We start from the raw sequence: 12,451 nt of genomic DNA, 5'->3' as shown, positions 1-12,451 counted from the left end.
ATTAGTTAAAATAGTATAAAAAAAAGAGAACTCTTTTTACTTGCCATTATTTTCCTGTATATTTGTACTTGTTTATGATTATCATAAAATAATGTATCACACATACCCAACACAGGCATCAATATCAGCACGCATGCTACAACAAATGGACATGCGTTGCGGTGTGATAGCCTTAACAAACGTTACCACCCCCTGTTTATTAAGAATTATTTACAAGGTTATACTCCATATCCGATTTTTACAATGAGACGGATATATCTCAGCACATGATTTACACCATAAACCATGTGTCGAGAAAGTGTGCATCTGCAATCAAACTATATAAATTACAACAATACAAAAATTATTTAAAATTATGAGTAAAAATTACAACAACAAGACAAAGCACCGCAGCGCATGGTTTGCGCTTGTGCTGCTGATGATAACGGCTCTGCCCATCACCGCACAGAACGTAGGCGACAGGTTCCAAGTCGGAACCCTCTGGTATGAGGTGGTAGATGCCACGAAGCATACCGTGAAAGTGACATACGCAAACGAAAATTTGGATAAGGCGAAAGCAAGACAGCTGAAATTTGACAGAAATTTAGATTATGTAAATAATGGTACTAAAGGTGGTGATGATAAAGCTGATGGTACTTACAAAGGCTACAGCGGAAAACTGAATAATACAATAACCATTCCTGAAACAGTTAAGGATGCCAATGGCACGAACTGGAAGGTGGTAGCCATTGGTACCTGTGCATTCATCAATGAAAGAGGCTTTTATGTTGAAGACAAAGTTAACAATAAAGAAAAACGAATTCGATTAGATTTTGTTCTTCCTTCAACCATTGAGCACATTGAGGAGGCTGCCTTTTATCAAGCCTACGCATGTACTATCAACTTCCCTGAGGGACTGAAAACCATCGGAAGGCAAGCTTTTTATAGGACCGTTGTGGGTTATTATTATACTTATCGTAACACTAAATTTAGAAGACAAGCTAAAACACATCCTACCGTAACAATTACAATACCCGGTCAAACAGCTATAGGGCCTCAAGCTTTTGAGCAATGTTCAACTGCGGGTGCGACTTTGTCATGTCCGAACATCAGGTACTTGGGTTATCAGGCTTTCAAAGGCTCTGGATTTCTGATGGAAGTTCCCAAATCGGCAAATCTCGGGGTAAAACCCGCAGGTACAGATACTGAAATTACAGATTTGTATAAAACCTTACCTGGTGTTGATCAGCGGTCGGGAGTAGAAGCCTTTGCAGGGTCTATATCTAAGTCTGTAACCTTGCAAGATGGCATAACAACGATCCCGACGGGTATGTTTGACAAAGCATTTAGGGGAAATCTTGACAAGAATAACATAAAGAAGTTCGAAATTCCCCTTTCGGTGACGACCATAGAAGAAAGAGCTTTCGCAAATGCTGGTATTCTTAGTTTTAGCGAATTGTCTGTAGTAAAGAAGATTGGTGCAAGGGCTTTTGAAAATGGTAAGCTGGCAGGTGATTTTGTTGTTCTTGACAATGTTGAGGAAATAGGCAATGAAGCCTTTAAGGGAAATGAACTGCTGACAGGATTTACATTGAAAGGCAGTGACAACTGCACGGTAGGTGCGGGCTTTCTCGAAGGATGTACTAATGTGGAATATCTTGACTTACGCGACGTGAATAGCACGGTAGTTAAGAACAATCTGAAGAATTTGTCACGCGAAGCGAACTCAACCACGATTACAGCAGGTCTGCCAACCCACACGCTCGTTTACCTACCCAATGTGTCGGACATCAGTATTGCGGCTGGTCAGGATGTGAACTTTGTCAAGAGTGGTGGCACATGTACCAAATTGGTTTTGGTAGACGGTGCGGATTACGAGTTCCCTTATGCCATCACAGCCTATGAAGTGGTTTATCAGCGCGACTTGCCTTCCCTCTCTCACTTTATCGAAGGCAAGAACTGTTTCACTATCTTCCTGCCATACGCTGTGAAACTGCCGAAGGGTATACGCGCATACAATTTGGATTATTTGAATAAAAAAGGCAATACTGAAACTTATATGTTCAAGTCAATCCCCGACAAAGACAAAGACATACTTAAGGCGAACACACCCTACCTGCTGCGCATCACCGATGGTAAGACTCATAGTTCGGAGAAGTTCGAGGCTGTCGGCAATCCCGTGGTAATTGCTGCGTCTGGTGAAAAGCTTCCGAAATCTAAACTTCTTAAGCCGCAATGCTTCGTCAAAGCCGAATCAGACCAAAGCTACGCTTTCTATGGCAGCACTGAAAGAACCTCAATCTATTGGTATAAAGATGGTAACATTGGTGGTGAGACGAATAAAGACTTTTGCCCTTGGGTGCTGAACGTAAATTACCCAGGAAAAGATGTATGGAGGCAGTATGCTACTAAAAAAGAAGAATTTGTGCCACCATTCCGGGGTTTTATTTTGCGCATTCCGGGGACTCCAGGTGCCAAGCAGTTCACGGTGCTCTCGGAAGGAGAGACGACGGGCATCAGTGATGTGACAGGAAACACCGATGTACAGCAAGGTGCACAGCGCATATACACTATGGACGGCCGCTATGTAGGCACCGACTTCGACAGTCTGCCATCGGGCATGTATATCATGAAGGGTAAGAAAACATTAAAGACGAAATAAAGATGAACACTAAAGATAAAAAGATAAGCAACGCTGCTGACGACAGACGCACCTACCTGTCGCCACGCACCGAAATCACTAAAATGGATACGAACGCTAGCATGATGGAAACCTGGTCAATACCACGTGACGGTTATGATGCTGGTGTTGCCAATGGAAAGAAGTGGCAGGGTGACGACTTGGACTCGTGGGACGAAGAGGATGCCAACGATGAAAACAACTGGGGAAGCGTGTGGTAACCCTCGGCATGCGTGCCGAGAATAGTCCTGCAACTACTCATGACATAAAATAAAGTGGGAGGGAACCAATGGTTTCCCTCCCACTTTGTTTTGCCCCCATGAACGTTTGTTGACATCAAATATTTCCCTACCTTATTAAAAATATTAAGGACACTATAGAATTTCAATCTCAAAAAAAACGAGATTAAGTATGTAATCGCTAAAAAATGTTTACCTTTGCACCCGCAAGTCGCTACATCACCGGCCTTAACATCATATTGAAAGTGTATCAGACTTCATAAAACATAAACCTAATATTCAATGAAAAAGGGAATAATGACAATGCTATTGGCATCATTGGCTGTGATGTCAGCAACCGCACAAAACAAGCCAACCAAATGGATCAACAACGTAAAACTCTCCGGGTATGCCATGACGCAATACCAATATACTGGGCAGGAGGGTGCCAAAGCCAATTCTTTCAACATACGTTTGGGTCGACTAAGCCTCGATGGACGCGCCGCCAAAGACTGGTATTGGAAAATTCAACTACAGTTTAACGGCAACACCACTAAATTGGCCACAGCGCCCAAAGTGGTGGACGCATTCGCCGAATGGCAGCGTTACGATTTTTTCAAAGTGAAAGTGGGACAGTTTAAACGCCCATTCACCTTTGAAAACCCCATGAACCCCATTGGCCAAGGCTTTATGAGCTACGCTCAAATCATCATGAAACTGGCGGGATTTACCGATCGCTCGGGTATGCACTCGAGCAATGGTCGAGACATTGGCGTGCAGTTGCAAGGCGACTTCTTGAAAAACGCAAAAGGCCGCAACCTCTTGCACTATCAGGTGGGCGTGTACAACGGACAGGGTATCAACGTCAAAGACGTGGACGAGCAGAAAGATATTATCGGTGGCGTGTGGGTAATGCCTGTGCCTGGCATGCGCATAGGCGTGTTCGGGTCAGAAGGCTCGTACAGCAGAAAGGGCATATGGAAAAACGACCAAGGCAACAATGTCAGTGGCGTGCGCAAGTTGCCACAGCACCGCTATGCCATATCGGGCGAGTATAAATTTGACGATTGGACGTTACGCTCAGAGTATGTACATTCCACTGGCAAAGCCTTCAGGACAACCTACAACTCTCCCGCCGACCTCAGCAAGTGCGACGTGAACGAGACACTCGGCAACAAGGCCGATGGTGTATACGCGCTTGTCATAGCGCCAGTAATCAAGAGCAAGCTCTATGCCAAGGCGCGCTACGACATGTACCGCTCCAAAGGCACATGGGGCTCGAGCAAATCGCTCTACGAAGTGGGCGCCAACTATAAATTTAACAAAAACGTTCAGCTCAACGCCGAGTACGCGAGGGTGAACGACCGCTCACTTGCCAACCACAATTACGACATGATAGACGTACAGTTGGACTTCATGTTCTAACAACATGTTCCAACAACAAAACCGCCGGCACGTGTGTGCCGGCGGTTTTGTTGTTGTAGCAATTGCATTTCAAAAAGTATCTATTAACTCTATTTGGACGTCGTCGCTTTCTTGGAGTTGGCGGTCTTGCCTCGCCTACCGGTCGTGGCGGTCTTCTTTTTGTCCACACCCGCTGTTTTACTTAGCTTGGCGGCAGCCTCCATTTTTTCTATCTTGGCTTGCAAACGAGCTATCTCCTTGTCCTTCATAGCAATCTCCTCGCCCTCGTTTTTGATGGTGGTGAGCAGCGAATTGAGCTGTTCGTTGTCGATGTCGGTGGAGTAACGGTCGTTTATGCGAGTTATAAAATCGCCCAAGATATTCATATAATTGGTGAACGCATCAAACGCGCTGCTATAGATACCACGGTCTAACCCCACGTTGGACGGTTTGGTAGTCATAAACCTGAAGTTATTGCTGGCCTGCAGATAGTCCCAGTCTTGGTTTATGCGCGGATCGTCGGCAATGCGCACACGCTCCGCCACGCTGTAGAGTTTCTCAAACGCCTCTCGCTGCATGGGATTTCCTAACCAGCAGCTCACGTCACGCTCCTCGTCCACCCAAGACAGCGCGTCGGGCACGTCAAGGGCGGCCACACTCTTGACATTGCGGCAAATTTCTGATGGAGTGGAGAATGTTATCCCTTTGGCTTGGGCAAATTTAGGCAACGCATGGATGAAATCGAGAATGTTTGACGATAACGGTTGTGCAATGCCAAGCGCCGACAGCTCCATGAATATGTTTATCACTTGTGAACCCTCGGGCAGTTTGGCGATAGAGTCTATGTATTGGTCGGCAAACATGGGGTAGCCTTCCCATTCGGCATTGTTAAACCTTAGGCTGATATCATCGCTGCGCTTGATGTCGCGTAGCAGCAACTTGAGCTTCGGGGCCAAGGCGCAATGATACACATAGTGAGCCGACTTCCATCCCAACACATGCTTGGCACCCTCGGTGAGCATGCCTTTAAAGCCCATATTGGCAGCCATAAGGCCAATATCGTCGCTATAGATAAGCGAAGAGTTGCGCAGCACTGTCGGAGTCTTGCCAAAATATTCCTTGATTTTGTCACATTGCTTCCTGACGTCTTTAGTGAAACACTCACTGTCGATGAGTGACGAAAGACCATGCGAATATGGTTCGGCCAGAAATTCCACGCAGCCAGTTTGGTTCATGGCTTGCAACTTTTCGATAATTTGTGGGGCGTGCATCTCCAATTGCTCAATGCCCACTCCCGATAGCGAGAACGCCACCTTGAAGTAGCCATTGCTCTCCTTGATCATTTGCTCAAGCGTGTTGAGAGCCGGCATATAAGATCGCTCCACAATGTCATTAATGCTTCGCTCGTTCTCGTAATCGTCGTAATAATAATGGTCTGTGCCGATATCGAAGAATCGATACCGCTTGAGATGTATGATCTGATGTATCTCGAAGTATAAGCAAATTGTCTTCATTGGTCTATGCAATTTGATGGTTAAATATTCGTATTATTGCTTCTGCTATTGCGTTTTTCCCCTCATTCTTATATTTTGAGAAATAAACCTCGCGAATTATGGATTATCTATTACCAAGCGTGCGCATGTACAGCTGCCTGATCCACGCTCCCACTTTCTCCCATGTGATGCCGGCCACCTCTCGCTTGCCCTCTTGTTGCAAATAGTTGAATAGGCTCTCATTGTGGCAAATGCTGTAAATGGCATCGGCCATGGCGTGGATGTCCCAATAGTCGAGCTTGATACAGTTGGTCAATATCTCGGCGCAACCGCTCTGTTTGGATATGATGGCAGGCGTGCCACACTGCATAGCCTCCAACGGCGAGATGCCAAAGGGCTCGCTCACCGAGGGCATGACATACACGTCTGATGCCTTGAGGCACTCGTACACCTGTTTGCCGCGCATGAAACCGGGAAAGTGAAAGCGGTCGGCGATGCCGCACTCGGCCGCCAAATAGATCATTTGCTCCATCATGTCGCCCGACCCAGCCATGCAAAAACGAATGTGACGCGTGCGATGCAGCACCATGTTTGCCGCCTCGACAAAATACTCAGGACCCTTCTGCATGGTGATACGGCCCAAAAATGTCACCACCTTCTCCTTGTTATTGTAGTCTGACCGAGGTATAGACTCATACTCCTCGCTTAATGGGTACACCGCATTGTGCACGGTGAAGACCTTTCGCGGGTCTTGGTGATACTGGTTGATGACCGTGTTTCGAGTGAGATTGCTCACGCACATGATACAGTCAGCGTGGTCCATGCCATCTTTCTCTATGGAATAGACCGTTGGGTTTACCTGTCCACGACTACGGTCATAGTCGGTAGCATGCACATGTATACACAATGGCTTACCGCTCACCTGCTTGGCGTGGATGCCTGCCGGGAACGTGAGCCAGTCGTGCGCATGGATAATATCAAACTCCTCCGTCCGGGCCACCACGCCCGCAATGATCGAGTAGTTGTTGATTTCCTCATGCAAGTTGGCTGGGTAGCCACCAGCGAAATCCATGCATCCAAGCTCGTCAACGTGCATATAGTTGAAATCCGCATATATATGGTCACGGTAACGATAGTAATCTTGTGGGTCCATCACATGCTCCACCCTACTCTTCACATAGTCGTAGTCCACGTTACGATAAGCTATGGGCACGTGGTTCATGGGCACGATGCGCGCGTGCGACCTGTCTTCGTCGCCCCAAGGTTTGGGCAAGCACAGCGTGATATCCACGTCACCTTGGGCGTGCAAGCCTTCCGTGATGCCATAGTTGGCGGTGGCCAAGCCACCATACACATGGGGAGGAAACTCCCATCCAAACATCAATACTTTCATTTGCCTTTCCTCCCGTTAATATTTATATTTTTCCATCTGCTCCAACGAACGCAGTATCTCGGCCACATTCATGGCAAACGACATGGCCCCGCGCCCGTAAAAAGGAGGGTTACCATCAAAAAGCTCAGGCAGCGTGGCTATACAATGATTGAACATCTCATCCTCGTAGCCCACCATTTGGCGCTCTATAAAACTTAGGCGAGAGCCTTTGTACAGTTTCAAGCAAGCCTCTATGAAAAATCCTTCGAGCCAAGGCCAAGCCGTGCCTTGATGGTATGCCCGGTCGCGCTGTATCTGCGGACCCACGTACATGGGATTGTAGCCCCCACTCTTGGGCGACAGTGTGCGCAGGCCTTTGGGTGTGAGCAACTCCCGGGTGCATATATCAACGACACTCTTGCGCTGGCTTTGCGACAGGGGCGAATAATCGAGCGCGGCCGCGAAAATCATGTTGGGCCTCACGCTCCAATCTGTCTTGCCCTCGGTCACGTAGTCGAAGAGATAGCCATGCTCGTTGACGAATGTCTCCACAAAGGCTTTTTGGCAGCGATCAGCCATTTGCTCATAGTGGGCGGCCTCACGCTTGGCGGTCTCGTCGGCCTTCGTGGCATCGTCTCCAACCAAGATGCTGGCGGCAAACATCAGCGCATTATACCATAATGCGTTAAACTCCACTATATAGCCGGTGCGCGGCACCACTGGCCGGCCATCTATCACGGAGTTCATCCACGTCACTGGGCTGTCGGCGCCATCGGTCTTAAGCAGGCCGTTATCATCCAAAAGCAGATTGGGATGTCCTTGGCCTTCTATATATTTAATAATGTCTATGATGAGCTTTCCATATTTCTCACGGCACGCCTCCACGCCTTTGACTCGGGCATACTGTTGCATACACCACACGGCCCACAGTGGCACGTCGGGCTGTTCTATCTCATAGAGCTTTACGGTGAGTGGCTGGCCACGCATAAACTCACGCAAGCCCTTCTCTGCCGTGGCCATCACAGCCTCGAAATAGTCGGCCTCTTCAATGGAAAGCGTCAGTCCGGGCAGGGCGATAAAGGTGTCGCGAGCCCGCGCTTTGAACCATGGGTAACCAGCCAAGATGTAGTTGTCGCCACTCTTGTCTTTGTTATGGAACTGGTGTGCGGCGTTGACCAAGCAGTGGAAGAAATTATCGCGGGGCGAACGGTCATCCACTTCTTTGTCGAATAGCGATCGCAACACGCGTGTGTTACTCTTCGAGGTGGACGCGGCAAACACCACGCTGTCGCCCTTGCGCACGTTCAACTCGAAATATCCAGGCACGTACAGGTCTTCGTTAGACGCATATCCGCGCTCCTGCTCCTTAGGATATTCAATGCCCCGATACCAATCTGGCTCATACACGAAGCTCACTTTGCGAGAGAACTGCATGAAAAGCTCCGGATAACCAGCGTAGAGACATGTCTTGATGCCATTGTCTACCTCTTGATAGTCACGATTGAGCACGGTGTTCTCGTGCGTAAACTGCCGCATGCTGCGAAAAGCCAAGAAGGGCTTGAAGCGCAAGGTAGTGGCCGAGTGCGCGTCTACGAGCGTGTATCTCACCAAGAGCCGGTCCTCGTGGTGCTGAAACACCACCTCCTTTTTCAATATAACGCCACCCACACGATACACGGTGGTGGGCACCTTGTCACAGTCAAACTCGATGATATACTTGTGCCCATTAGGGCTGTAGTTGTTGCCTTGGTACTTGTGTAAGCCAAGATTGAACGCCGCACCGTGTTGCATCACGGTGCAATCGAGCGACGACAGCAATACATGGTTCTCATCATCAAGCTCGGGCACGGGCACAACTAACAACCCATGATATTTTCTCGTGTTGCAATCCACAATGGTAGAGCAGGCATACGCTCCCGAACGGTTGGTGCGCAACACCTCCCTTGACAGCGATTCTTGCAGGTTTACCATCTGGGCTCGCTCAAATTTTAGATAACTCATAGCAGTTAATTAAGGCTGTTAATGATCATAGTAGGTAGTCATCAGGTGGAACAAGCGGGCCAAAACCCCTTGATTCGCATCTATGCCAAAGTTATAAAAAAGAATATACAGTGCAAAACTTTCTTACAAATATTTTTTGAATTACATCGTTTTTTACCGCTTTGACGCACTTATGCGCCCCGCACGACCCTTACACCACTTGCCGGCACCCATCCACGAGTGCAAAAACACACCTAAAGCCACCATATCTCAAACGATTTTTCGTACCTTTGCACCCCGTTAACACCAAGAAATGGTTTACAAAGAATATTACAAGTCTATCATCCAGTTGGGGTTTCCTATTGTCATCGGTCAAGTAGGCACCATCGTATTGTCATTTGCCGACACCATCATGATAGGTCACCACTCCACTCCCGAGCTTGCCGCAGCCGCCTTCGTGGGGCAGATGTTCATGCTCGGCATACTCGTGGCCATGGGCTTCGCCTATGGTCTCACCCCATTGGTGGGTAGCAGCTACGGCCGCGAGGACATGGGGCGCATAGGCGCGCTCGCTCGAAACGCCTTGGCGGCCAATACCCTCGTAGCCGCATTGTTGGTAGCCATATACACCGTGCTCTACTTTTTTCTCGACAAATTGGGGCAACCCGAGGAGCTGTTGCCCTATATGCGACCTTATTATATCGTAAACCTCATATCGCTGCCGTTCGTCTGTTGGTTCAACGTTTTCAAGCAGACGGCCGACGGCATGACCCACACCACCATGCCCATGTGGATACTTCTCGGTGGCAACTTGGTCAACATCGTGGGCAACTACGCGCTCATCTATGGCAAGATGGGTTTACCGGAGCTTGGCATCCTTGGCGCGGGCCTTGCCACTATGGGCTCACGCATGATCATGGCCATTGTCATCGCCACGATGTTTTTAAGCGCGCGCCGCTACCGTGCCATTGCCGAGGCTTTCTGGTCGAGCCGCCTCACTGGCTCTGACCAACGAGAACTGCACCGCATGGGATGGCCGTTGGGCATGCAGATGGGCATGGAGTCGGGCGCATGGTCGCTGTGCAGCCTTATCGTGGGATGGATAGGCGCATGGTCGTTGGCAGGGCATCAGGTCATGCTGTCTATCAGCCAGCTGTTCTTCCAGTTCTATTACGCCATCTCCGCGGCTGTCGCCATTCGCGTGAGCCTGTTTCATGGGCAGGGCGAATACAGCAAGGTCAAACCCACAGCATGGGCCGGCTTTCACCTTTGCTGCGTGGTGGCACTACTCGTCTCGGTACCCGTATGGCTGCTGCGCCATGAGATAGGTTGGCTCTTCACCGACTCACCAGAAGTGGTGTCTATCGTGGCGGGCGCCATCATGCCCCTCATTATCTATCAGATACCCGACGGATTGCAGTGTGTATTCTCCAACTCGCTGCGCGGTCTGGCTAACGTCAAGCCTCTTATGGGTGTGGCTTTCGTGGCCTATTTTGTCACGTCCATCCCCCTGAGCTATTGGTTTGGCATCGGCTTAGGCGGTGGTTTGGTAGGCGTATGGTTCGCGTTCCCCATCGGTCTTCTCATCGCCGGCAGTCTTTATTATTATTTTTTCAGGCGCACCCTCGCACGATTGTGGCAAGGGCGCTAACCTCATCGTTTGCCATCGCCACACCACACGCTTTATGTTTACCACCCAATCGCAACGCGATGAGGCGTTAAAGCTGACGTCATGAGGCAGCAATGGCAATACGTCAAGATAACATTTTGACCAAGAAAGCCTCTCCTCAAACACAATATGCTATATTACAACCTCGTAAGAAAAGCTCCCATTTTTATATATTTACGCCACATAGTCACCCTCGTTTTGAAATACATAAATCGCAATCGCCTTTTTTACCCTGCCTTATTGACCAATATTTTCTCATACACAAAAAAACATAAGCTATTATTTGGCCATATCACAAAAAAGGCATACCTTTGCACACGCTAAACGAATTGTTGCCGTTGATGCGACGCAAAAGTTAGCCACGGGGTGTAGCGCAGTCCGGTAGCGCTCCTGGTTTGGGACCAGGCGGTCGCAGGTTCGAATCCTGTCGCCCCGACTCCATTATTACGGCGCATGTCAAATTATGACATGCGCCTTTTGTTTTTCCGTCATAACGACGAGGCATGCCACCAAGTTTCTTTTAAACTCGATACATGCTCACCATCGCGTCGCAGGCGCTCACTGAAGACACTACGGCTCAGCTGATATTTAATGGGGGAGCTAAAGGCTCAGTAAGCTTTTACTTTGGGGGAGATACCGTAGGTCACTACGATTGTGGTAACCATGTATAACCGCAAACAGGATTAAAAACAAGAAGGCATGACGCAGGCGTAAAAGCTCACACGCGCAAATTTCTACCGCACTCAGACGCTTCTTGAGTCCAGTGCAGCCATCTTCATTCATTCTTCGCTCCCCACTCTTCTCTCCTTACTCCTTATTCTTCATCTTGTAAAATATAATTACTGTTTTTTGATCATTATTTTCGAGTCATCCAGAGCGAAAATGGCTATCTTTTTTTGTCAAAACCAAGTTGGGCGTTACCAAAAATCATAAGCCTGTCGCGATTGGTGCTTTCTCATAGCATGATTAAGCCTTATTGGCAGTGCGAAAGAGCCTCAATCACGCTGCGATTACAACCTTATCATCATGCCATTTGATACTCAACCGCAGACCACAAAATAGGAGAATAAAGGCTGTTTTTTAAAAGATGCTGAATGTCAATCATTTACAAACTATCGCATATTTCGCGTATTTCGGACGAAGGCAAACTTATTTTTAAATAAGCGAATTTGAGAGGGTTATTTGTTAAAATAATTGACTATTTCTAATTTTTCAAAAACCGCGTTCGGGACAAGCAGGTTTTTAAGGAGATAAACCGAAAACGAGTAAATATTCTGTCGCTATCTTGAAACGTACACACGCACCCATTCGCCGCCACCTACACAGTACATGGCGAGCGTCTCCTCAAAAAACATACGGGCATTTATTGTGGGTTAATCTCAATAGCAAAATGAAACGCCATACTTTTTCTACTGAGCCGAGGCTGTACCTTAACAGATGGATTGAATTTTCTCTATATTTGTCTCGCACCATTTTTCCGAAAATAAAACGTTAAGAGAGTGCCTCTTTTTCTTGTATCATCAAATAACATTATATTAGACCCATCTTTTGTATAATAGTTCATTAGTGTCCCGTTAAAATAGGGACCAGTTAAATATTAATCAAATAACCCCGGAAAGAGGGGACAATCGAGTTCTTTGACATTATTGAAATCAG

Annotated in this window: 7 protein-coding genes and 1 tRNA gene; 5 read left to right on the top strand and 3 right to left on the bottom strand. The window is 47.8% G+C overall.

The features are described 5' to 3' along the window. Window positions 1-355: 355 nt before the first annotated feature. The 3 genes from C7379_RS09505 (at window position 356) to C7379_RS09495 (ending at window position 4,302) form a co-directional block, all read left to right on the top strand. The gene (locus C7379_RS09505) at window positions 356-2,641 is read left to right on the top strand and encodes a leucine-rich repeat domain-containing protein (RefSeq protein WP_116617112.1); all 2,286 of its coding nucleotides are present in this window, start codon (window positions 356-358) and stop codon (window positions 2,639-2,641) included. Between the two features lie 2 nt (window positions 2,642-2,643). Further along, a complete protein-coding gene (locus C7379_RS09500; RefSeq protein WP_116617111.1) occupies window positions 2,644-2,880 on the top strand; it encodes a hypothetical protein in 237 nt (78 codons plus the stop codon). Window positions 2,881-3,180: 300 nt separating this feature from the next. After that, a complete protein-coding gene (locus C7379_RS09495) occupies window positions 3,181-4,302 on the top strand; it encodes a porin (RefSeq protein ID WP_116617110.1) in 1,122 nt (373 codons plus the stop codon). Between the two features lie 89 nt (window positions 4,303-4,391). Here C7379_RS09495 and C7379_RS09490 read toward each other — a convergent pair whose 3' ends face one another. From C7379_RS09490 to C7379_RS09480, 3 genes are all read right to left on the bottom strand, one after another. Next, the gene (locus C7379_RS09490; RefSeq protein ID WP_116617109.1) at window positions 4,392-5,795 is read right to left on the bottom strand and encodes a glycoside hydrolase family 57 protein; all 1,404 of its coding nucleotides are present in this window, start codon (window positions 5,793-5,795) and stop codon (window positions 4,392-4,394) included. A gap of 103 nt (window positions 5,796-5,898) precedes the next feature. Continuing rightward, window positions 5,899-7,167: a glycosyltransferase family 4 protein gene (locus C7379_RS09485; RefSeq protein WP_116617108.1), complete on the bottom strand. Its 1,269-nt coding sequence runs from the start codon at window positions 7,165-7,167 to the stop codon at window positions 5,899-5,901. Between the two features lie 15 nt (window positions 7,168-7,182). Beyond that, on the bottom strand, window positions 7,183-9,147 hold the full coding sequence (locus C7379_RS09480) for a glycogen debranching enzyme N-terminal domain-containing protein (protein WP_116617107.1): 1,965 nt from the start codon (window positions 9,145-9,147) through the stop codon (window positions 7,183-7,185). 292 nt (window positions 9,148-9,439) lie between these two features. Here C7379_RS09480 and C7379_RS09475 point away from each other — a divergent pair, with 292 nt between their 5' ends. Both C7379_RS09475 and C7379_RS09470 read left to right on the top strand, forming a co-directional pair. Then, the gene (locus C7379_RS09475; RefSeq protein WP_116617106.1) at window positions 9,440-10,777 is read left to right on the top strand and encodes an MATE family efflux transporter; all 1,338 of its coding nucleotides are present in this window, start codon (window positions 9,440-9,442) and stop codon (window positions 10,775-10,777) included. A gap of 380 nt (window positions 10,778-11,157) precedes the next feature. After that, window positions 11,158-11,231: transfer RNA gene (locus tag C7379_RS09470), tRNA-Pro, on the top strand. Window positions 11,232-12,451: the final 1,220 nt, after the last annotated feature.

This window comes from Hallella colorans, from assembly GCF_003096815.1.
Taxonomy (GTDB): domain Bacteria; phylum Bacteroidota; class Bacteroidia; order Bacteroidales; family Bacteroidaceae; genus Prevotella; species Prevotella colorans.
This window is presented reverse-complemented; position numbering and strand designations above follow the sequence as displayed.

Coding starts and splice junctions, on each gene's coding strand:
- C7379_RS09485 (WP_116617108.1), bottom strand. CDS start 7,167: ATGAAAGTATTGATGTTTGGATGGGAGTTTCCTCCCCATGTGTATGGT.
- C7379_RS09490 (WP_116617109.1), bottom strand. CDS start 5,795: ATGAAGACAATTTGCTTATACTTCGAGATACATCAGATCATACATCTC.
- C7379_RS09475 (WP_116617106.1), top strand. CDS start 9,440: ATGGTTTACAAAGAATATTACAAGTCTATCATCCAGTTGGGGTTTCCT.
- C7379_RS09500 (WP_116617111.1), top strand. CDS start 2,644: ATGAACACTAAAGATAAAAAGATAAGCAACGCTGCTGACGACAGACGC.
- C7379_RS09505 (WP_116617112.1), top strand. CDS start 356: ATGAGTAAAAATTACAACAACAAGACAAAGCACCGCAGCGCATGGTTT.
- C7379_RS09480 (WP_116617107.1), bottom strand. CDS start 9,147: ATGAGTTATCTAAAATTTGAGCGAGCCCAGATGGTAAACCTGCAAGAA.
- C7379_RS09495 (WP_116617110.1), top strand. CDS start 3,181: ATGAAAAAGGGAATAATGACAATGCTATTGGCATCATTGGCTGTGATG.